At 63.2% G+C, this 19,141-nt stretch carries 22 protein-coding genes, 1 tRNA gene and 1 pseudogene; 15 read left to right on the forward strand and 9 right to left on the reverse strand.

Going from position 1 to position 19,141, the window contains the following annotated elements:
• Positions 1 to 87: 87 nt before the first annotated feature.
• From BLW24_RS06735 to BLW24_RS27385, 11 genes and pseudogenes are all read left to right on the forward strand, one after another.
• Entirely contained in the window at positions 88 to 324 is a 237-nt protein-coding gene (locus tag BLW24_RS06735) for a hypothetical protein (protein WP_090378309.1), read from the forward strand.
• A gap of 55 nt (positions 325 to 379) precedes the next feature.
• The gene (locus tag BLW24_RS06740) at positions 380 to 1,498 is read left to right on the forward strand and encodes a DNA circularization protein (protein WP_090378313.1); all 1,119 of its coding nucleotides are present in this window, start codon (positions 380 to 382) and stop codon (positions 1,496 to 1,498) included.
• Between the two features lie 13 nt (positions 1,499 to 1,511).
• Positions 1,512 to 2,609, forward strand: a complete 1,098-nt coding sequence (locus tag BLW24_RS06745; RefSeq protein ID WP_090378316.1) for a phage baseplate assembly protein — start codon at positions 1,512 to 1,514, stop codon at positions 2,607 to 2,609.
• Positions 2,609 to 3,127, forward strand: coding sequence for a phage baseplate assembly protein V (locus tag BLW24_RS06750; protein WP_090378319.1), 519 nt, complete (start codon positions 2,609 to 2,611; stop codon positions 3,125 to 3,127). The genes BLW24_RS06745 and BLW24_RS06750 overlap by 1 nt, the downstream gene beginning before the upstream one ends.
• Positions 3,124 to 3,564: a phage GP46 family protein gene (locus BLW24_RS06755; protein ID WP_090378322.1), complete on the forward strand. Its 441-nt coding sequence runs from the start codon at positions 3,124 to 3,126 to the stop codon at positions 3,562 to 3,564. Before BLW24_RS06750 ends, BLW24_RS06755 begins: the two co-directional genes overlap by 4 nt.
• Positions 3,557 to 4,618, forward strand: a complete 1,062-nt coding sequence (locus BLW24_RS06760; protein ID WP_090378325.1) for a baseplate J/gp47 family protein — start codon at positions 3,557 to 3,559, stop codon at positions 4,616 to 4,618. Before BLW24_RS06755 ends, BLW24_RS06760 begins: the two co-directional genes overlap by 8 nt.
• On the forward strand, positions 4,609 to 5,202 hold the full coding sequence (locus tag BLW24_RS06765; protein ID WP_090378327.1) for a YmfQ family protein: 594 nt from the start codon (positions 4,609 to 4,611) through the stop codon (positions 5,200 to 5,202). Before BLW24_RS06760 ends, BLW24_RS06765 begins: the two co-directional genes overlap by 10 nt.
• Positions 5,202 to 6,452: a hypothetical protein gene (locus tag BLW24_RS06770; protein WP_090378330.1), complete on the forward strand. Its 1,251-nt coding sequence runs from the start codon at positions 5,202 to 5,204 to the stop codon at positions 6,450 to 6,452. The genes BLW24_RS06765 and BLW24_RS06770 overlap by 1 nt, the downstream gene beginning before the upstream one ends.
• 12 nt (positions 6,453 to 6,464) lie before the next feature.
• A complete protein-coding gene (locus BLW24_RS06775; protein WP_090378333.1) occupies positions 6,465 to 6,800 on the forward strand; it encodes a hypothetical protein in 336 nt (111 codons plus the stop codon).
• A gap of 73 nt (positions 6,801 to 6,873) precedes the next feature.
• Positions 6,874 to 7,293, forward strand: a pseudogene (locus BLW24_RS06780) (DUF7338 family protein); the annotation flags it as partial.
• Positions 7,294 to 7,367: 74 nt separating this feature from the next.
• The gene (locus BLW24_RS27385; RefSeq protein WP_477742884.1) at positions 7,368 to 7,490 is read left to right on the forward strand and encodes a hypothetical protein; all 123 of its coding nucleotides are present in this window, start codon (positions 7,368 to 7,370) and stop codon (positions 7,488 to 7,490) included.
• Here BLW24_RS27385 and BLW24_RS06785 read toward each other — a convergent pair.
• Positions 7,487 to 7,936 (reverse strand): hypothetical protein, encoded by a 450-nt coding sequence (locus BLW24_RS06785; protein ID WP_090378339.1) that lies wholly within the window; start codon positions 7,934 to 7,936, stop codon positions 7,487 to 7,489. The genes BLW24_RS27385 and BLW24_RS06785 overlap by 4 nt on opposite strands.
• A gap of 106 nt (positions 7,937 to 8,042) precedes the next feature.
• Here BLW24_RS06785 and BLW24_RS06790 point away from each other — a divergent pair, with 106 nt between their 5' ends.
• The 4 genes from BLW24_RS06790 (at position 8,043) to BLW24_RS25880 (ending at position 10,227) form a co-directional block, all read left to right on the forward strand.
• Positions 8,043 to 8,528 carry a glycoside hydrolase family 24 protein gene (locus BLW24_RS06790; protein WP_090378342.1) on the forward strand — a complete coding sequence of 162 codons (486 nt, stop codon included), beginning with the start codon at positions 8,043 to 8,045 and terminating at the stop codon, positions 8,526 to 8,528.
• The gene (locus tag BLW24_RS06795) at positions 8,525 to 9,034 is read left to right on the forward strand and encodes a DUF2514 family protein (protein WP_090378345.1); all 510 of its coding nucleotides are present in this window, start codon (positions 8,525 to 8,527) and stop codon (positions 9,032 to 9,034) included. The genes BLW24_RS06790 and BLW24_RS06795 overlap by 4 nt, the downstream gene beginning before the upstream one ends.
• Positions 9,035 to 9,181: 147 nt before the next feature.
• Positions 9,182 to 9,985: a DNA adenine methylase gene (locus BLW24_RS06800; RefSeq protein ID WP_090378348.1), complete on the forward strand. Its 804-nt coding sequence runs from the start codon at positions 9,182 to 9,184 to the stop codon at positions 9,983 to 9,985.
• Positions 9,986 to 10,050: 65 nt separating this feature from the next.
• Entirely contained in the window at positions 10,051 to 10,227 is a 177-nt protein-coding gene (locus BLW24_RS25880; protein WP_167360335.1) for a hypothetical protein, read from the forward strand.
• A gap of 86 nt (positions 10,228 to 10,313) precedes the next feature.
• Here the strand turns inward: BLW24_RS25880 and BLW24_RS06805 are convergent.
• From BLW24_RS06805 to BLW24_RS06840, 8 genes are all read right to left on the reverse strand, one after another.
• Positions 10,314 to 10,389: transfer RNA gene (locus tag BLW24_RS06805), tRNA-Thr, on the reverse strand.
• 293 nt (positions 10,390 to 10,682) lie between these two features.
• A complete protein-coding gene (locus tag BLW24_RS06810; protein ID WP_090378352.1) occupies positions 10,683 to 11,912 on the reverse strand; it encodes a methyltransferase in 1,230 nt (409 codons plus the stop codon).
• 35 nt (positions 11,913 to 11,947) lie between these two features.
• Positions 11,948 to 12,715, reverse strand: a complete 768-nt coding sequence (locus BLW24_RS06815; protein WP_090378354.1) for an ABC transporter permease — start codon at positions 12,713 to 12,715, stop codon at positions 11,948 to 11,950.
• Positions 12,712 to 13,407, reverse strand: coding sequence for an ABC transporter permease (locus BLW24_RS06820; RefSeq protein ID WP_090378358.1), 696 nt, complete (start codon positions 13,405 to 13,407; stop codon positions 12,712 to 12,714). The genes BLW24_RS06815 and BLW24_RS06820 overlap by 4 nt, the downstream gene beginning before the upstream one ends.
• Before the next feature lie 50 nt (positions 13,408 to 13,457).
• Positions 13,458 to 14,216 carry an ABC transporter substrate-binding protein gene (locus BLW24_RS06825; protein ID WP_090378363.1) on the reverse strand — a complete coding sequence of 253 codons (759 nt, stop codon included), beginning with the start codon at positions 14,214 to 14,216 and terminating at the stop codon, positions 13,458 to 13,460.
• A 19-nt stretch (positions 14,217 to 14,235) separates the two neighbouring features.
• Positions 14,236 to 15,009, reverse strand: a complete 774-nt coding sequence (locus BLW24_RS06830) for an ABC transporter ATP-binding protein (RefSeq protein ID WP_090378366.1) — start codon at positions 15,007 to 15,009, stop codon at positions 14,236 to 14,238.
• A gap of 175 nt (positions 15,010 to 15,184) precedes the next feature.
• Complete coding sequence (locus tag BLW24_RS06835; protein ID WP_090378368.1) at positions 15,185 to 15,913, reverse strand: M48 family metallopeptidase; 729 nt, start codon at positions 15,911 to 15,913, stop codon at positions 15,185 to 15,187.
• Positions 15,913 to 19,038 carry a type I restriction endonuclease subunit R gene (locus BLW24_RS06840; RefSeq protein ID WP_244161094.1) on the reverse strand — a complete coding sequence of 1,042 codons (3,126 nt, stop codon included), beginning with the start codon at positions 19,036 to 19,038 and terminating at the stop codon, positions 15,913 to 15,915. Before BLW24_RS06840 ends, BLW24_RS06835 begins: the two co-directional genes overlap by 1 nt.
• Between the last annotated feature and the right edge of the window lie 103 nt (positions 19,039 to 19,141).

Below are 19,141 nucleotides of genomic sequence, written 5' to 3' on the forward strand. Positions count from 1 at the left end.
GATGTTTTTGGCCGGCGCCGCGGTAGCGGCGCCTTCGGCTGAGCAGGATGCTTTCAGGCCTATCTGCTCAGCGGTAAGGAGCCAAAGGTGAAGGACGCCACCTGGATGACCGATACCAACCTTTATGTCGCCGTCATGGATGACGGTAGCCGCCGCGATGGATTTGCTGAGTACCTGTGCATAGAGGCAGCCGGCCAGGGTGTGAGTCCGGCGTTGATCAAGGTGGTCGATATGGCCAAGGTCATTCGGGATAAGGAGTTCGTCGAATTGGGTAAGGCTTACTGCGCCAAACCCGGAGAGGAAACCGAGGTCAAGTTCTACTGATCTCGGCTCACTGGAAACCCCGCCTAGGCGGGGTTTTTTATTGCCTGGAGAAACCATGACCTGGCGCGACAGACTGCAGCCTGCCTCGTTCCGGGGCGTGGCGTTTGAGTACCTGGCTGACGATGTGTCCGGCATCGGCCGACGCAACCAGCTGCACGAATACCCCAAGCGCGACCAGGGCTATGTCGAGGACATGGGGCGCAGTACCGAGTCCATCGATATCGAGGCCCGCTTGGTCGGGGCTGATTACCTGGCGCGGCTCGACGAGCTGCTCAAGGCGTTGCGCGCAGAAGGCCCCGGCGAGCTGGTGCACCCCTTCTACGGGCGCCTGCAGGTAGTCGCCAACCCGGCGTGCCGAGTACGTCACTCCATGGAGGATGGCGGGCTCTGCCAGATCAGCCTGAGCTTCACCGAGTCCGGCGAGAATCAGTACCCCAGCGCGCAGGAGGTGCCATCGCTGCGAGTGCTGTCCCTCGCGGATCGCCTGCAGCAGGTATCCACGGCGCGCTTCACCGATGTGTTCCAGGTGGATGGCTTGCCCGAGTGGGTCAGCACTGAGGCGATCACCGATATCGGCCGCATCGTCAGCTCGGCGCAAACCATTTACCGCCGCGTGGCGACGGCTCAGTGGAGTGATCTGCTGGGCAGTGCGGGTGGTCTGGCTTCGGCTCTGCTGGGCATGTTCCAGGGCGGTACCGGGCTTTCCGGTCTGCAGGCAGCCCGGCTGTACAGCACCACGCCGAGGCCGGTTACACCCAGCGCTGCTGCGGGCGTGGGTCGGCAGCAGTCGGTGGCCAACAGCCAGGCACTGCTCGATCTGGTGACCTCGGCGAGCATTGCCCAGGCGGCGCAGCAGATCGTCGCGGTTGAGTCCCCGGTGTTCGATGACCTGGAGGCCTGGCGTGGGCAGCTCACCGCCGTGATCGATCGTGAGGTCGAGCGGCCTGGGCTGCCGCAGGCCAGTTTCGAGGCGCTGGCTGATCTGCGCTCTGGCGTCAGCCGCTATGTGTTGGCCGAGTCGGCCACCGCGTCCCGGCTGCGCACCTATACGCCGCGCGCCACGCTGCCGGCCGCCGTGCTGGCGTATGACCTGTATGGCGATGCCAGCCGCAGCGATGAGCTGGTCGCCCGTAACGGCCTGCGCATCCGTCCTTTGTTCCACCCGATCCTTTGAAGGTGCTCTCGGCATGACCAAAGAGCGAGTGCAGCTGCGGGTCAATGGCGCCGGCCACGAGGGCTGGAAAGAGGTGCGCGTGACGGCCGGCATCGAGCGGCAGGCGCGCGACTTCTCGCTGGAGGTGACTGACCGCTGGCCCGGTAGCAGTGTGGCGCGGCGCGTGGCGCCGGGTGACCTTTGCGAAGTCTGGCTCGGCAACGACAAGGTGCTCACCGGCTACATCGACGCCACGCCGATCAGCTACGACGGCCAGCAGGTGACGGTGGGAGTAAATGGCCGCAGCAAGACGGCTGACCTGGTCGATTGCTCGGCTGTGCATTCGCCCGGGCAGTGGCGGGGTGTAAGCGTCGAGCACATCGCCCGGGCGCTGGCCGAGCCCTACGGCATCAAGGTGCAGGCGGCGCTTGCCACCGGCACGGTGCTCGAGCACCAGATAGATCCCGGTGAGTCGGTATTCGAGAGCATCGATCGCCTGCTCACGCAGAAGGCGCTGCTCGCCACGGACGATGCCGACGGCAATCAGCTGCTGATCCGCGCAGGCCTGTTGCAGGCGGACACGGCGCTGGAGGTGGGGGTGAATGTGCTCTCGTGCTCGGCCGGGCTGGACTTCAAGGAGCGGTATTCCGAGTACCGCTGTCGTGGCCAGCGTGCCGGCAATGACGACGACTTCGGGGCCTCTGTGGCGGGCCAGTTGGCCACGGTCGGTGACTCCGGCATCCGGCGCCGCCGCATCCTCGACCTGCGCACCGATGGCCAGGGCGACCTGGCAGCCTACCGCGAGCGGGTGCGCTGGGAGGCCGCTTGCCGTGCCGGCAAGAGCTACCAGGCCACCTACGTGGTGCAGGGCTGGCGGCAGCGTAACGGCCAGCTCTGGCTGCCCAACATGCGGGTGCAGGTGCGCGACCCGATCATCGGCTTTGACATGGAGATGCTCATTGCCGAGGTGGAGTACCTGCAGGGCGAGACGGGAACCACGGCCACGCTGACGGTGGCGCCGGTGGCGGCCTTCGAGCTGCTGCCCGAGGTACCCAAGGCGCAGGGCAAGAACAAGACCGGCAGCAAAGGCTTTTCGGTGGGCGAAGGTGAAACCCTGGTGGAGTTCAAGTGATGAATAAAGCGCTGGCAGGTGTGGCGCGCGGGCTGGGCAACCTGCTGGCCCGCGCGGTGCTCACGGCGGTGCCCCGGCAGGGCAAGTTGCAGAGCCTGCAGGTGGCGCTGCTGGAAGGCGAGGCCAAGGAAGGTGTGGAGTTATTCGAACCCTACAGACTCACCGGTGTTGCCTTGCCGGGTGCCGAAGGGCTGATCGCCTTTCTCGGTGGGCACCGAACCCACGGCGTGGCCCTGGTGCAGACCGATCGCCGCTACCGGCCCGTCGATCTACAGCCCGGCGAGGTGGCCTTGTTCAACCATGAAGGCACCCGGGTGGTGCTACGCAACGGCGGCAAGGTGGAAGTGCTAGCCGCCACAGAGGTCAAGGTGATGACTACCAAGGTCATCCTGCAGGCCGACGTGGAGGTGATCGGCAACACCACCTTCACCGGCACCGTGACGGCCAATGGCAAGCGCATCGATGACGCCCATAGCCACCACCTGCCGGGCGGTGGTCAGACGCTGGAGGTCGTATGAGTTTCGATTTTCCGCTGATCCTCGATGGCGCCGGTCGCGTGGCGACAGGCGAGCGCGAGAGCCGGCTGGGCCGTGCAGTGATCAGCAGCCTGTTCACCTGGGCCCGCGCCCGCGAAGGCGATGAGCTGCCAACCCCGGAGAGCCCGCGCATGGGCTTTTGGGGGGACACCTACTCACCGGTGACGGGTGACCGCTGGGGCTCGCGGCTGTGGCTGCTGGCCCGCGAGACCCTGACCGCCAGCACGGTAGCCAAGGCCCGCGACCTGGCCAAGGAGGCCTTGGAGTGGATGGTGGTGGACAAGGTGGCCGAGCGCATCCAGGTGGAAGCCACGCGCAACGGCGTCGACCGGCTGGACATGCGCATTCTGGTGGACGAGCCCAGTGGGGCGCGTCTGGACATTCGCTTCGCTGACATCTGGGGTGCCATCCGTGGCTGAGTCGCAATTCTCCCGGCCGGCGCTGCCGGCGCTGATCAACCGCCTGCGCACCGACCTGCTCACCCGCCTCGGCGAGGCCGATGAGCTTAGGCGGTCTGATGCCGAGGTCTATGCCCGGGTGCTGGGTGAGGGCATCAACGGGCTCTATGGCTATCTGGACTGGCAGGCTCGGCAGTACCTGCCCGACCTGGGCGATCAAGAAAGCGTCGAGCGCTGGGGCAACATGCTCGGCGAGTGGTACGCGCCAGCCGAGGCGGCGAGCGGCAGTGTGCCGGTGGTCGGTAGCGTCGGGGCAAGCATCCCGCTCTCGGCGCGCTGGCAGAGCCAGGCCGGATTGCTCTACAAGCCGGTCGCCAGCGTGGTGATCGATGCTAGTCCCAAGCTGGTCGAGATCGTCTGCGAGCAAACCGGCAGTGCCGGCAACCTGGCCGAGGGCGAGCTGCTTACGCTGATCTCACCGATTGCCGGTGTGCAGTCGCAGACGGCCGTGCCGGTGGGCGGCGTTGCCGGCGGTGCCGAGCAGGAAGATATCGAGGGGCTGCGGGCCAAGGTGCTGCGCCGCCTCAGCCAGCCGCCGCAGGGCGGCAGTCGGGTGGACTACGAGTCCTGGGCGCTGGCCGCCCACCCGTCGGTCACGCGGGCTTGGGTTTATCCGCAGGAGCAGGGCTCCAACACGGTGGTGGTGCGCATTGTCTGCGATCGCCTGGCCAACCCGATCCCGACCCCGCAAGTGATCGCGGCCGTGCAGGCCTACATCGAAGCACGCTGCCCGGTAACCACCGCTGTGTTTGTGTTGGCGCCGGTGGCTGAGTTGATCGCCTTCAGCATCGATCTGACGCCGGATACCCCCGAAGTGCGGGCGCAGGTGCAGAGCCAGCTGGCCGATCTGCTGCGCCGCGAGGGCGAGCCGGGCGGCACGCTGCTGCGCAGCCGCATGACCGAGGCCATCAGCCTGGCCGCAGGTGAAACCAACCACGTGCTGGCGGTGCCGGGGGCTGATCTGGTGCTCGCGGTTGGCCACTTCCCCGTCATGGGGGTGATCACATGGCTATAAGCGCAGATGACTATGGCCGGCAGCTGCAGGCCCTGCTGCCGCCTGGCCCTGCCTGGGAGGCAGACCTAGATCCCTTCCACGAGCAACTGCTGGGGGCTGGTGGAGTAGGTCTGGCGGGCGTGCATGGCCGGGCGGATGACCTGTTGCACGAGAGCGACCCGCGCAGCACCTATGAGTTGCTGGCCCGCTGGGAGGCGGTGCTCGGCCTGCCGGATGAATGCACGCTGCCCGGCGGCGCCCTCGCGGAGCGCCGGGCAGCCGTGGTGGCCAAGTTCCTGGCCCAAGGCGGCATGAGCCGCAGCTACTACATCGGCGTGGCCGAGGGCCTGGGCTACCCGGGCGCGACCATCACCGAGTTCCGCCCGATGACCTGCGAGAGCGCCTGCGATGCCGGCCTCGACCCGGACCCGTGGAGCTCTGTCTGGATACTTAACCTGCCCGGCGGCGAGCGGCGCCGCGACATGGAAGCCGAGTCGGACTGCGACGAGGCGCTCTCCACCTGGGGCGACACCACGGTGGAGTGCGTGGTCAGCAAGCAGGCCCCGGCCCACACCATCCTTCACTTTGCTTATGGAGATGCCTGATGCGTCGAATCAGTACACCCACCGCTGCACAGGACCTGTTCGGGCCCGGCAAGCATGGTTTCCGCAATGGCGATCCAGCTAACGCCATTCTCGCCACCCGGCTCCAGGCTGAGTGGTTCAATGCGTTGCAGGAGGAGTTGGCTGCAGTTATTGAAGTGGATGGCACCTTACTCGACAGCAATAACAATCAGCAGTTATTGAAGGCTATTCGGCGGCTTGGGAGTACCTATCTAGCCAAGAGCGTTGCGGGTGGCGCCGATGTGGTTCTCACCGAGGTAGAGGCACAGAACGCCGTTATTGCTCTTACTGGAGCGATTACTGCGAACATCAATGTGATCGTCCCTGCAACAGGTCGTGATTGGGTGTTCATCAACGCCACGACCGGCGCCTTTACCGTGACGGTGAAAACCCAGCTTGGCGGCGGGGTGGCTGTTACGCCGGCGGCGCCGCTGCACCTGTACTGTGACGGCGCTGCAGTCGGCGCCGTGGGTGCTTCGGGCACGCAAAAGCAAATTCAGCCGGTCAGTGCCTTGGCGGCCGCCAATGCCATGACCTTGACCCTGGGCGCCACGTCGCTCGATTTCCGTTCTTCGTCGCTCAATAGCGGCACGGTGAACACGCGGGCCATTTCGGCGCCGCTGTCGCTGGTGATCCCCTCCGGGGCGACCTTGGGCACGGCCAGCGGTGTCGCGGCTCGCCTTGCCCTGCTGGCGATTGATAACGACGGCACGGTCGAGCTGGCTGTCGTCAACATAGCCGGCAGCGTCAATCTGGACGAATCAACCCTGATTAGTACCACGGCGATCAGCGCCGGCGCTGGCAGTGCTGGGGTGATCTACTCGGCGGCTGCGCGTGCCTCTGTGCCGTTCCGCGTGGTGGGTTATTTCGACGTGACGCAGGCGGCGGCGGGAACCTGGGCGTCGGCGCCGACGACCACGCAGGGGCGCGGCGGATTGGCGGCCAACTTGGCTAACTTCGGCTCGGGTTACGCCTACCAGAATAATGGCCGCTCTAGCGGCGTGACCTATTGGAATACCAGTGGCCGAACCATTTGGATATTGGCGACATCTTCCGGCCAGCCGTATCACGTCATCAGCGGTTTTGTGAACGGAAGTGGCATTCTCACAACGAATACGGGCGGTGCGTCTTATTCGCAGGTGGGCAGCGTGTGTTTTCCGGTTCCGCACGGGGCTTCGTATCGAGTCGATGTGTCGGCCGGCTCGCCGGGCAGCTATCTAGAGTTTCGTTAAGGGGAATGTACGATGCACAAGTTTTTCTATTGCCCTGAAACGGGACAGGTTCACGCCCTGGAGGCGGACGGGTCGCAAGATTACATCATCCAGTCATCGTGGCAGCCGAAGACGCCCGCCGAGGCCGAGGCGCTGTGCGCCGAACGGCTCAAGCCGGTGGCGAGCGTTCGACGCGCCGAGTTGCTAGCCGAGCTTGCCGCCATCGACGCAGCCAGCGCCCGCCCGCTGCGCGCCATTCTGGTCGGCAGCGCGACCGAGGAAGACCGCGCCAGGCTGACCGAGCTGGACGAACAGGCCGCCGCTTTGCGCAGGGAGCTGGCCACCCTGGAGCCGCCGCCGGCGGCATAACCTAAACCCGCAACCCCTGAAGAGCCCCGCCCCGTGCGGGGCTTTTTCGTTTCTGACCCCGAGGAAATACCCGATGCTGACCCATGTATTCCGGGCGGCCCTGCAATGGGCTGGCCTGCTGCCGCTGCGCGTGGTGTTAATTGTTGCCGGCCTGTTTGTGGTGCCGATCGCACTGCCGTTTCGCCGCGTGCAAGGCCCGCCGCAGCCATTCAGCCAGGCGCCCGGCGATTGGCTACTGATCCTGCTGCCCGCCTGGGCCTGGCTGTGGAGCAATGATCGCGACGGAGCCGCCGGCGACAAGCGCGGCTGGTGGCACCTGAACGCGCCGTTCGGCCTGGGCGCCTTTCACTGGTTCTCGATGTTCTGGTGGCTGGCGATCCGCAACCCGGCGAACAACCCGCGATTTTCGCCACTGTTCGGCTGCCCGGTAACCGAGTGCGACTACCGCTACTGGGGCAAGGCTGAGGTAGAGGATGACACCGGCGCAGGCGGCTGGCCACTCACCGCCGCACCGGGCGGCGCTATTACGGCTTCTACTGGGTCTGGCAGTGGTCTGCGACACGTGCTCTGGTGGTGCAGTTCGGCTTCAAGCCGGAGCCGAGCGACTTCGCCGAGGATTACAGCGGGGATATGTCGCGCCAGTGGAAGGGGTTCACCTTCGAGGTGAACCCGATCAAGGCCATTGATTAGGCAGCCGCGGCGCGTAGGACGGCGTTGATGATGCTGGTGAACAGCTTGTAGCTTGCGTAGTCGTCGTGATTAGCCAGCAACTTCTCGCCGCTCGTGCTGAATAGCTCGGACTCCCGGTCTATCAGCATTCTGCCCAGCTCTACCGTCTCACCGTTCTTGGTATTTGGAGTGGTGATAACCAGCTCGGCGTAGATCTTGGGGGACTCATTGTCACCCAGCACGAGGGGAGTGGCTTGAACGCTGAACAGCTTGTCGAGGACTTTCCCGTCCATCTGCCATATCGACGCCTTCACTTTTTGGATGGATGCAGCCTGAGCAAAGTTTTTCTCACAAAGCCCAGGCCAATGCTCTGCGAAATGATCGAGTTGTTCCCCGATGGACTTCCATGCGGTTTTGAAGCGAGCGATCTGATACGGAAGTTCGTTTACGTTATGAAGAATTTCCATTGATGAGTTCCCTGTTGTGATGTGACGTTGCCCCGTAAATATCGGGGCGTGTGAACTACTTCTCAAGCCCGCCTGTGCGCGGGCTATTTTGTGCCCGGAGAATCCCATGGCTCGAATCACGGCTGCCCAAGCGGGCGGCAAGAACGTGCTCGCCTTTCTGGACATGATCGCCTGGAGCGAGGGTACCGATAACGGCCGCCAGCCGACGCTGGACCACGGTTATGACGTGCTTGTGGGGGGCGGCCTGTTCCGAGGCTATGCCGACCACCCGCGGCAAGTAATCGATCTGCCTAAGCTACGCATCAAGTCCACGGCGGCAGGCCGGTACCAGATCCTGTCGCGCTACTACGACCACTACAGAGAGCAGCTCAGGCTTCCGGACTTTGCGCCGGTGAGCCAGGACCTGATTGCCCTGCAACTGATCCGAGAGTGTCGAGCCCTGGACGACATCAAGGCCGGCCGGGCAGCCGAGGCAGCGCGCAAGTGTCGCTCGCGCTGGGCAAGCCTGCCCGGTGCTGGATACGGGCAGCACGAGCACAAGATCGATGATCTGCTGGCGGTCTATGTCGCTGCTGGCGGGGGGATGTCATGAGTTGGCTGAGAGTGATCCCTGCGTGGGGGTGGTTGCTTTTGGCCTTAGCTCTGGTCGGTGGCGTTCAGCAGATCCGAGTTGTTGCCGCCGGGCTGGAGACCACCGAGGTGCTGGCTGAGTTAGCGAACTATCGCACCGAGGTGGCAGAGCGAGACCGGCGCGCAGCCATGGCTGCACTCACTGAAACGAAGCGCCGCCAGCAGGCGGCCGAGGGGGTAGAGAAAGATGCGCAAGGGAAACTTGGGCAGGCACAAGGTGATGCTGCTCGGGCTGGCGATGCTCTGCAGCGCCTGCAGCAGCGATACGCAGAGGCTGAGCAGCGAGCCCGCCAGTGCGGCAATACCATCACTGACCAGCTCAGCGCGGCAGCAGAAGCCGAAGCCAGAATGCGTGCCGAGTTGCTCGGCCGGCTTGGAGCGGCTGCTGGACTCTATGCTGCAACCGCCGACGACAACCGAGTGAGGGGGCAGGCCTGCGAGGCCTCCTACGATTCGCTCACGCAATGAAGAGAGCAGCCGGCCCAGGTGCGACAACACCTGGGCCGGCTGCCGAACCCGCAGACCGTACCTGCAAGCCCAGCCAAGGCTCCCGCCTCGTGCACGAAGCGGGCGAGAGCCTAGCACTGTTCATTCATACAGTAAAAAGGTTTGCACATGACTCAACCCATCATCCCCTGGATGGGCGGCAAGCGCCGCCTAGCCGACCGCCTCATTCCGCTGTTCCCGCCCCACGAGTGCTACGTCGAGGTCTTCGCCGGAGGCGCCGCGCTCTTCTTCCTTCGCCCCCAGCCGGCGCCCGTCGAGGTGCTGAACGACATCAACGGCGACCTGGTGTCGCTCTATCGAGTGGTGCAGAACCACGTCGAGGAGTTCGTGCGCCAGTTCAAGTGGGCGCTGTCCAGCCGGCAGTTGTTCGAGTGGCAGAAGATCGCTCGGCCGGAGACCCTCACCGATATCCAGCGCGCTGCGCGCTTCTTCTACCTGCAGCACCATGCCTTCGGTGGCAAGGTGTCCGGGCAAAACTTCGGCACGGCTACCACCGGCCCGGCGCCCAACATCATGCGCATCGAGGAGAACCTCTCAGCGGCGTGGCAGCGGCTGTCTGGGGTGTATGTCGAGAACCTGCCCTGGCTGGAGTGCGCCGAGCGCTACGACCGCGCCCACACCTTTCTCTACATGGACCCGCCGTACTGGCAGACCGAGGGCTATGGCGTGGACTTCCCCTTTGATCAGTACCTGGCGATGGCCGACTTCATGCGGCGCTGCAAGGGCAAGGTGATGGTCAGCATCAACGATCACCCTGATATCCGCGAGGCGTTTGCCGGCTTCCACATGGAGCGCTTGGATATCCGTTACAGCGTGACCAATCAGCGGCAGTGCATGGCGGACGCAACCGGCGAGCTGGTGATCATGAACTGGAAGCCGGCCGAGCTGGGCGGCCTGTTCGATGGGCTCTGAAGCGCTTGCTACGTGTTGGCACCAGAGCGTTACTGGTCCCAACCAAGCCACGAAGGAGCACCCGCATGAACCTGCTCGAACACCTCCAGCCGCTGCCTACCGAACTGCTGCTCGCCATGGCGAAGGGGGAGGTCGATGTGGAAGCGATCGCCGCGCGCCTGGTGGCAGATCGGGGGGTGGATAAGCGAGGGAAGTGGATCGGCTTTGAGGCGTCGGCCAGGGAGTGGGGCGTAGACCGGTAGGGCCATGTCCTGCCGTTTTATTACGTCGAATATTACGCAAGCCACAAAAAACAAAGGCCTGCATCGCTGCAAGCCTTTGATTTATATGGTGCCGGCACCAGGAATCGAACCCGGGACCTACTGATTACAAGTCAGTTGCTCTACCAGCTGAGCTATACCGGCCTTTGAGGGTCGCCATTATATCCATTCATTTGGCTGAGTAAAGCCGTCTGAGCGTAGTTCTGTGCAGGCATTGTTATCAGCAGCCAAATCGTTATGCACATAAGCAGGGCATCTGGTATGAGCGTGCGCAGACTTTGTGCGCTGGTTCGCGGTATTAGCTAAGTGTCTGTTTTTACAAACTATATTTACAGGCTGAAAAATGCGCAGATCAGCGATCTGCAGCTGGGGCGGGCTTTTGCGCGGTTTGCTCAGATTCTGTCAACAGAGTTATCCACAGACTCTGTGGGCAACTTTCATGGGCGTTCGGCCAGTAGCAGCAGATTTCGTGGGCTCTGTTGGTGGCTGCAGAAGCGGCCAAGGCGCGTGCTGTAGCCTTGCTCTTGCAGGAAAAGTGCGCGGTCGAGTAATAGCCAGAGCTCCAGTGGGCGGCGAAACAGGTTGCGCAGCAGTTCCAGGTTGCGGACTTCGGCCAGACGTTGCCAGCCTTGTTGTTCAAGCTGCTGCCAATTTTGCGCGGTAGGTGTGGGCAGCTGCTTGAGTGCAGCGAGGTCTTTGCAGTAGTCGGCAAAGGGCTTGTTCAGCCAGGCCGCAGGTAGAGATGGGGTGGGCAGGTATTCATTAATGCCGCGCAACTGGCGCAGCAGCAAGTCGAAGCCCAGGCGTCTGGCCATGGACTGGTCGCGCTGGCGGCGCACCCTCGCGCCAGCGGTGACGGTTTCACTCAGAGGGAGGCCAAGATCGTCGATGGACAGCTGCAGTGTCGAGGCCTGGGCGCTTACCGAGAGTGGCTGATAGGTCGCTGTGCTGATGCGGTTGTAGCAGCAGGGCGCCACGGCCAGTTGCTGGCAGCCGACATGGTTGGCGAGTTGCAGCAGGCGTATATGCAGCTCACCGCAGGCATGCAGGGCCACGGGGGTGTGTTGTGCCTGGAGTTGCTGCGAGGCGTCGGCGGCGAGTACATCCTGTTCAATATGTTGCGCTGCGATGCCGAGTTTATGGCTGAGCTGTTGGCCGTTGCTGACCAGTTGTGGGTTGTACTCCAGGCAGGTCAGGCTGCCGCCGCCGTGTGCGAGCATCCGGCCAAGGTGGCCTTTGCCGGCGCACCAGTCCAGCCAGTGTTGCGGTTTCTGGCTAAAGCTCAGGCTGCGGGCAAAAGCGTCTATCTGCTGCCACTTGCGGCCTGGCACATCGCTGCTAAAACGTGGGGGCAGAGCTGTCGCGGGTAACCGTGGCAGTTCGCCAATCAGGCTTAGCTCGTCAGCCTGAGCGGCCAGTTGTGGGAAGGGCGCGGGTGCTGGCAGCAGGTACGGTTGGTTATGCGCGGCTTCGGCATGCTCCAGGCTTTGTGCTCTGAGCCAGGCGGCCAGCTGTGGGTGCTCGGCTTCCCAGGGCAATACCGGGTAATGCACAAAGGGCCGTGGTCGCCACAGCGCCTGATGCTCGATAAGAAAACTGTCGAGTGCTTGAAAACGCTGCAGCAAGGCAGCGTCTTGCAGGATCTGGGCAGGTAAGGTGGTTGGCATGATGGCGGTGCCTGAGGGTGCGAGCCCTCAGGCAATCAGCGGCCCTGGCAGGCGTCGACGCGCAGCCAGCGTTCCAGCAGCTTGAAGCCGCGAACCAGCAGGAAGGCGATCAGAAGATAGAACATCCCGGCCGCGAAGAAGATCTCCACCGGCAGATAGGTGCGGGCGATGATGGTGCGGGCCATACCAGTGAGTTCCAGCAGGGTCACGGTACTGGCCAGGGCGCTGGCCTTGAGCATCAAGATCACTTCATTGCTGTAAGCCGGCAAGCCGATACGCGCGGCGCGTGGCAGGACGATATAGAACATAGTCTTGGCCCGCGACATGCCTAGCGCACGAGCGGCTTCGATCTCGCCTGGTGGTACGGCCTGAATGGCGCCACGCAGAATTTCGGCGATATAGGCAGCGGTGTGCATGGTCATGGTCAGCACTGCGCACCAGTACGGGGAGCGCAGATAGGGCCAGAGCGGGCCTTCGCGCACCGCATCGAACTGCGCCAGGCCGTAATACACCAGGAACAGCTGCACCAGCAGTGGTGTGCCACGGAAGAAGATGTAGCCGTAGGGCAGGGCGCGCACATACCAGTGTCGTGAGGCGCGGGCGATGCCCATCGGCAGGGCGAGAATCAACCCAGCGAGAACCGCGATGGCTACCAGCTCCAGGGTCAGCAGGGGGCCTTCAGACAGGCGCGGCAGCCATTTGATGATCACGTCCCAGTTAAGGGCGGTCAGGCCGCCCCACAGCGCATAGGCAATCAGCGCAACGGCAACCGACCAGGCCGCGATTTCAGAGATCTTTCTCATGACGCGCTCCTGACAAAGCCACGGCTGGAGCGTTTTTCAAGGAAGTGCATGCCGATCATCGCCAGCACGGTCAGGCCCAGGTAAATAAAGGCCGCCACCATATAAAAGGTGAAGGGCTCCTTGCTGGCGGTCACGGCGATTTGCGAGCGGCGCATGATTTCTTCCAGGCCGATCACCGAGACCAGTGCGGTGTCCTTCATCAGAATCATAAACAGGTTGCCCAGACCGGGCAGGGCGATGCGCCACATCTGCGGCAGGATCAGCCGCCAGAATATCCGTGGTTTGGACATGCCCAAGGCTTGGCCGGCTTCTCGGTGGCCCTTGGGGATGGCCAGGATGGCGCCGCGAAACACCTCGGTGGCATATGCGCCGAAGCAGATGCCGAGGGCAATGGTGCCGGCGGCGAAGGCGTTCAGCTCAAGGCTTTCGATGCCGAGCAGGTCCGCCAGGTTGTGCATCAGCTGTACGGTGCCGAAATAGATCAGCAGCACCCAGAGCAGCTCGGGAATCCCGCGCACGATGGTCGAGTAAGTGCCGCCAAGCCATTGCAGCGGCTTGTACGGGGAAGTCTTGGCGAGGGCGCCGAGCAAGCCGAGCACCAGACCCAGGCACAGCGCGGTGAGCGCCAGCTTGATGGTCATCAGGGTGCCAGCAGCCAGGGCCGGGCCGAATCCGTAGAGGTCGAAATTCATAGGGGCTCAGAAGCCTGCGCCGCCCGGGCGGGCGACGCAGTGCCGGCAGCTTAGTAGATGCTGAACGGGAAGTACTTGTCGTTGATCTTCTTGTAGGTGCCGTCAGCCACGATCTCGGCCAGTGCGGCGTTCAACTTCTCGCGCAGCGCGTCACCTTTGCGTACGGCGATGCCGATCTTGTCGTTGTCGAATACCGGGTCGCCCTTGAATTCGAAGCTCTTGCCGGCGTCGCTCTTCAGCCATTCCCAGTTGACGAAGGTATCAGCCAGCACGCCATCGAGGCGGCCCGAGGCCAGGTCAAGGTAGGCGTTTTCCTGGGTGTCGTACAGTTTGATGTCGACCACGCCATTGAGGTTGTCTTCCAGCCAGGTGCCGGCGATGGTGGCGCGCTGAGCGCCGATTACTTTGCCTTTGAGGCTGGCTTTATCGGTTTTGAAATCGCCGCCTTTGGGCGCGATGAACTGCAGCTTGTTGGTGTAGTAAGGCTCGCTGAAATCCACTGCAGCCTTGCGCTCTTCGGTGATCGACATGGAGGCGATCAGGAAGTCGAACTTCTTCGCGTTCAGGGCTGGGATGATGCCGTCCCAATCGGAGGTGACTACTTCGCACTCGGCCTTCATCTTGGCGCACAGGGCTTGGCCGATTTCCACGTCAAAACCGCCGACCTGGCCGCTGGCGTCAATCAGGTTGAATGGCGGGTAAGCGCCTTCGGTACCCAGTTTCAGCTTGTCCGCCGCGACGGCGCTGGTGCCGAAGGCCAGGGTGGCGGCCGCGGCCGCGGCCAGCAAGATCTTCTTATAGTTCTGCATGCGTAGTTGCTCCGTGTTTTCAGTGATTACTGGACATGAATTGTTTGCAGCGCGCCGAGTTCGGGTTGTCGAACACCTGCTCTGGGGAGCCCTGTTCTTCAACCAGGCCCTGATGCAGAAACACCACTTCGCTGGACACCTGACGGGCAAAGCCCATTTCATGGGTAACCAGCAACATGGTGCGGCCTTCCTCGGCGAGTGCGCGGATCACATTAAGCACTTCTTGTACCATCTCCGGGTCGAGAGCCGAAGTGGGCTCATCGAACAGGATGACTTTCGGCTGCATGGCCAGGGTGCGGGCAATTGCCGCGCGCTGCTGTTGGCCGCCGGAAAGCTGATTCGGGTAAACGTGGCGCTTGTCGGCGATACCGACCTTGGCCAGCAGCGCTTCGGCCACCTCAATGGCCTCAGCTTTGCTCTGCCCCAATACGCGGCGTGGTGCCTCGATAATGTTATCGAGCACGCTCATGTGCGGCCACAGATTGAAATTCTGGAAGACAAAGCCGATCTCGCTGCGCAGGCGATTGATCTGGCGGCTGTCGGCGGCGACCAAGTCGCCATTCTTCGCGGCTTTGAGTTTTAGCTCTTCGCCCGAGAGGATGATCTGCCCCTTGTGCGGGTTTTCCAGCAGGTTGATGCAGCGCAGAAAGGTCGACTTGCCGGAGCCGGAAGAGCCGAGGATGGAAATCACATCGCCGTCGCGAGCGGTGAGGGAGATGCCCTTGAGCACCTCAAGGTCGCCGTAGCGTTTATGCAGGTCGCGTATTTCCAGCGCGGGCGTGGCCTCGGCCATGGAGTGTCCTCTTATTCTTCGGTTGCGCTCAGGCGTTGCGTGGCCTTCCTGGCGAGGCGCCAAGCTAGCATAGCGTTTCGCTGACCGCCAAGCCGTTTACCGGCCGTGCTGGGCTTGGCTGGTCACGGTGTCGCCTGGTTACAGTTGGCTGTCGCGCAGATGCAAAAAAGTCGTCTCAGCGCACATCATTCAAATACAACTCCACCATCTCATCCAAACGCGCCTTGATTGGCTGCCAGTCCGGCATCAACTGATCTAGCAAGCGCCAGAAGGCTTCCGAGTGATTGTGTTCAGCCAGGTGGCAAAGCTCGTGCAGCAACACATAGTCGATGCACTCCGGCGGGGCTTTGACCAGGTGTGGGTTGAGCGTCAGGGTGCCGGAATGCGAGCAGCTGCCCCACTGCGTCTGCATGGTCAGCAGGCGCAGTGTGGGTTGTTGCGTCAGCCAGAGCGCTTGGGGCATAAGGCGCTCTAGGCGCTGCTTGAACTGCTCGCGGGCGCGGGTCTTGTACCAGGCGAACAGCAGCTCGCGAACCTTCTCCGGCCTGTTCTGCCGCACACTGATGCACAGCATGCCGCGCAGCAGCTTGACCTGCTGCGGCGCGCTGCTGCTCTCGCTGACCTTCAGCGGGTAGCGCTTGCCCAGGTAAAAATGCGTTTCACCGCTGATGTACTGGCGCGGGCGCACATGCAGCAGGCGCTCGCGGATCGGTTGCAGCTGCTCCCAGATCCAGCGTGCGCGCTTGTTCACCCCGGCGCTGATCTGCTCGGCGCTGGCATCGACCGGGGCCAGCACCAGTACCTGGCCATCCGGCTGCACCTTGATGGTCAGCTTGCGCGCCGGGCGTGGCAGCAGCTGGACCCGATAGGCAATCGCCTCGCCGCCGTAATGCAGGCTGGCCATCAGGCTTTGCGCGTTCCGGCGCGGATGATCTGCACCACTTGCTCCACCAGCGCCTGCACCTGATCCATCCCCAGGCCCAGGGCTTTCAGCGCCATAAAGTACAGCGGCAGCAGCTGCTGGCGTACGGCAGCCTCGATGTTCAGCGGGTTGATGGAAAACTCGCGCACCGCCTGGCTAACGATGGCGTCGGTCTGCTCGGCCAGCAGAACCCACTGCGGCGTGTCGACCGTGTCTGGCGCTACGTGCTGTTCATCCAGCAGCAGCTTGAAGGCGCCGAAATACGCCTGCACATGCGGGTTGCTGCGCACTGCATCGGGCAGCTCGTCGAGCTGGCGCTGCTGCAGTTGCTCGTCGAATGACTTGAACAGCAGGTACTGCTTGAGCGGGTTGTCGAACAGCGCATCGGCCTCGGCAATCACCTGGCGCAGCAGCTCGGAGAAGCGTTTCTGCGCATAAGGGTCGTCCAGCAGTTGGTCGATTTCCTTGGTCAAGCGGGTCTGGATGATGTCCTTCTCGTTGCGGGTTTTTTCTTCGCTCCAGGCCTCGGGTTTATGCGCGCCCATATCCCCCACCACATAAGCGCCCTTGGATTCCTGCACGCCAATGCCCAGCACGTGCTTGTCCATCAGCTTTTTCACCTGCACCGCGTACTCGTCGTAATCCACGGTGTCGCCAGTGGCCTGCTTGAGGCGCTGGCGCAGGTTGGACAGCTGCTTGACCGTCTCCTTGTACTGGCGACGGGTCTGCTCGCTGACGCTTTTGTCCTGAAAGAACGCCTGGGACTGCAAGGCAATCGCCAGGCACCCGGCAAACTCGCTGAGCAGCGCGTAGAAGTCATCGCGGGCCTTCTGCCGGGTATCCACCTGCTCGCCGTCCAGCTCCTGCAGGCGCGGCAGCAGCACCGCCAGCATCTGCTCGATATCCTGGGTGTTCTTCACCTCGGCGAAGATCGCCCACAGCTGCTGGTGCAGGCCCGGCAGTTTTTTGTATTCGGTGCTCATCGGACTGTACAAGCCGTCCAGGTCTTCGATGCTGTAACCGCCCTGGGTGCGCGTGGCCAGGTCCTGGTACTGGGCGATGGTGATGTCCAGCTCGCCGAGAATGCCGCGATAGTCGATCAGCAGGCCGTGTTTCTTATTCGGGTGCAGGCGATTGACCCGCGCAATGGCCTGGATCAGGTTGTGCTGCTTGAGGTTCTTGTCGATATACAGCACCGCGTTGCGCGGCTCGTCGAAGCCGGTCAGCAACTGGTCGATGACGATCAGCAGGTCCGGCCCGTCGTCCTCGGCAAAGGCGTCGATCATGCGCTGCTTGTAGACGGTGCCGTCTTCTTTGCCGACATGTTTGTCCCACCAGGCCTGCACCACCGACTTGCTGTCCTCGTCGCTGTCGCTATTGCCCTCGCGGCTATCTGGGGCGGACATCACCAGCGCCGAACTGACCTTGCCGATCTCATCGAGAAAGCCCTTCAGGCGAATCGCCGACACCCGGCTGTCACACGCCACCTGGCCTTTCAGACCATCGGGGATATTGCCGAAGTGCTCGCTGATGTCATGGGCGATCAGCTCCAAGCGGCCCAGGGCCTTGTACAGCTCGCCCTTCTTGGCGAATTTCTTTTTCAGGTCGGCCTGCTGCGCTTCGCTCAGGCCCTGGGTGTGGCGCTCGAACCAACTGTCGATGGCGCGGTCGTTCACATCCAGCTCCAGGCGGCGTTCTTCGTACAGCAGCGGCGTCACCGTGCCGTCTTCCACGGCGCGCTGCATGGTGTAGGCGTGCACGATGGGGCCGAACTTGTTCTGGGTTTTCTCGTTCTGCAGCAGTGGCGTGCCGGTAAAAGCCACGAAGGCGGCGTTGGGCAGGGCCAGGCGCATCTGCACATGGTTTTCGCCGCCTTGCGAGCGATGGCCTTCGTCCACCAACACGATGAAATCGCTGCTGTCGTTGCGACATTCCGGCAGCTTGGCCGCCGAGTTGAATTTCTGGATCAGGCTAAACATCACCCGCGCCGTGCCCTTGCCGATCTGCTGGGCCAGATGCCGGCCAGACTGGCTCAGGGCCTCCTGCTGGTCGCGCTCGGTCAACACCCCGGCGCTGGCGAAGGTCTTGCTCAGCTGCGCCTCCAGGTCGGTGCGGTCGGTGATCACCAGCACCCGGCAATTCTGCAGCTGCGGGTGGAAGATCAGCGCCTTGGCGAGCAGCAGCATGGTGATCGACTTGCCCGAGCCGGTGGTGTGCCAGATCACCCCGCCCTGGCGTGCGCCGCGCACATCGCGCTGCTGGATGCGCGCAAGCAGCGCGCGGATGCCAAACACTTGCTGGTAACGGGCGACGATCTTGCCGTGCTTGTTGTCGCTGTAGGTGTAAAAGCGCACCAGCTCCAGCAAACGCTCCGGCCGGCACAGGCTGGCCAGCAGTTTATCCTGCTGGCTGGCCAGCAACCCGCCGGCCAGCCAACTGCGGTACCAGGCCAGGCTCGCGGCGGGGCGCTGGGCGAAAATCGCCTGCTCCTGGGCGGCTGCCAGTGGGCGGTTTTTCAGCTCGGCGAATTCCACCTCGCCGATCTCTTCCTCGCGCCAGGCGGCCCAGAACGTCTCGGTGGTGCCCACCGTGCCGTAGCGCCCGCCGCTGCCATCGACCACCAGCAGCAACTGGCTAAAGGCGAACAGCTGGGGGATTTCATCGGCGCGCTGGTTGCGCAGCATCTGCGAGATGCCCTGCTTGATCAGATCCTTGCCACTGTTGGCGTCCGGCCGCTTGGCCTCGATCACCACCAGCGGCAGGCCGTTCACGTACAGCACGATATCCGGGATGCGCTGGCCAATGCCGCTGGTGCAGCCCACGCCCAACTCCTCGGTGAGGTGGAAGCTGTTATTGCTCGGCGTGTTCCAGTCGATCAGCGCGATGGTCGGGTTGACCTTGGCCCCGGCGACAAAGTCGGCCACGCTCACCCCGTACAGCAACTGGTCGGACAGGCGCTGGTTGGCCGCCTGCAAGCCCTCATTGAGCGGCGGATGGCTGATCTCGGCCACCAGCTTGTTAAGCGCCGCCTCGCTCAGGCCGTGTTCCACGCCATTGCTGCAAAAGCGCCGCTTGGCCAATTCGGCGCGCAGCACCGGTGCCAGCACCACGCGCTCCTTGCTGCCGCGTAGCGCCAGCGCATCGCTCGGGCTCGGTAGGTAAAACCCAGGTTGGCCAGCAGGGCCAGGGCGGGGATCTTGGCGCTGAATT

This window comes from Pseudomonas anguilliseptica (assembly GCF_900105355.1).
GTDB classification, from domain to species: Bacteria; Pseudomonadota; Gammaproteobacteria; order Pseudomonadales; family Pseudomonadaceae; genus Aquipseudomonas; species Aquipseudomonas anguilliseptica.

Excerpts from the sequence above, each read along its gene's own strand:
- BLW24_RS06820 (WP_090378358.1), bottom strand. The coding sequence starts at position 13,407 with ATGAATTTCGACCTCTACGGATTCGGCCCGGCCCTGGCTGCTGGCACC.
- BLW24_RS06810 (WP_090378352.1), bottom strand. The coding sequence starts at position 11,912 with ATGCCAACCACCTTACCTGCCCAGATCCTGCAAGACGCTGCCTTGCTG.
- BLW24_RS06815 (WP_090378354.1), bottom strand. The coding sequence starts at position 12,715 with ATGAGAAAGATCTCTGAAATCGCGGCCTGGTCGGTTGCCGTTGCGCTG.
- BLW24_RS06765 (WP_090378327.1), top strand. The coding sequence starts at position 4,609 with ATGGCTATAAGCGCAGATGACTATGGCCGGCAGCTGCAGGCCCTGCTG.
- BLW24_RS06750 (WP_090378319.1), top strand. The coding sequence starts at position 2,609 with ATGAATAAAGCGCTGGCAGGTGTGGCGCGCGGGCTGGGCAACCTGCTG.
- BLW24_RS06835 (WP_090378368.1), bottom strand. The coding sequence starts at position 15,913 with ATGGCCAGCCTGCATTACGGCGGCGAGGCGATTGCCTATCGGGTCCAG.
- BLW24_RS06775 (WP_090378333.1), top strand. The coding sequence starts at position 6,465 with ATGCACAAGTTTTTCTATTGCCCTGAAACGGGACAGGTTCACGCCCTG.
- BLW24_RS06790 (WP_090378342.1), top strand. The coding sequence starts at position 8,043 with ATGGCTCGAATCACGGCTGCCCAAGCGGGCGGCAAGAACGTGCTCGCC.
- BLW24_RS06800 (WP_090378348.1), top strand. The coding sequence starts at position 9,182 with ATGACTCAACCCATCATCCCCTGGATGGGCGGCAAGCGCCGCCTAGCC.
- BLW24_RS06830 (WP_090378366.1), bottom strand. The coding sequence starts at position 15,009 with ATGGCCGAGGCCACGCCCGCGCTGGAAATACGCGACCTGCATAAACGC.
- BLW24_RS06745 (WP_090378316.1), top strand. The coding sequence starts at position 1,512 with ATGACCAAAGAGCGAGTGCAGCTGCGGGTCAATGGCGCCGGCCACGAG.
- BLW24_RS06770 (WP_090378330.1), top strand. The coding sequence starts at position 5,202 with ATGCGTCGAATCAGTACACCCACCGCTGCACAGGACCTGTTCGGGCCC.
- BLW24_RS06740 (WP_090378313.1), top strand. The coding sequence starts at position 380 with ATGACCTGGCGCGACAGACTGCAGCCTGCCTCGTTCCGGGGCGTGGCG.
- BLW24_RS06795 (WP_090378345.1), top strand. The coding sequence starts at position 8,525 with ATGAGTTGGCTGAGAGTGATCCCTGCGTGGGGGTGGTTGCTTTTGGCC.
- BLW24_RS06825 (WP_090378363.1), bottom strand. The coding sequence starts at position 14,216 with ATGCAGAACTATAAGAAGATCTTGCTGGCCGCGGCCGCGGCCGCCACC.
- BLW24_RS06785 (WP_090378339.1), bottom strand. The coding sequence starts at position 7,936 with ATGGAAATTCTTCATAACGTAAACGAACTTCCGTATCAGATCGCTCGC.
- BLW24_RS06755 (WP_090378322.1), top strand. The coding sequence starts at position 3,124 with ATGAGTTTCGATTTTCCGCTGATCCTCGATGGCGCCGGTCGCGTGGCG.
- BLW24_RS25880 (WP_167360335.1), top strand. The coding sequence starts at position 10,051 with ATGAACCTGCTCGAACACCTCCAGCCGCTGCCTACCGAACTGCTGCTC.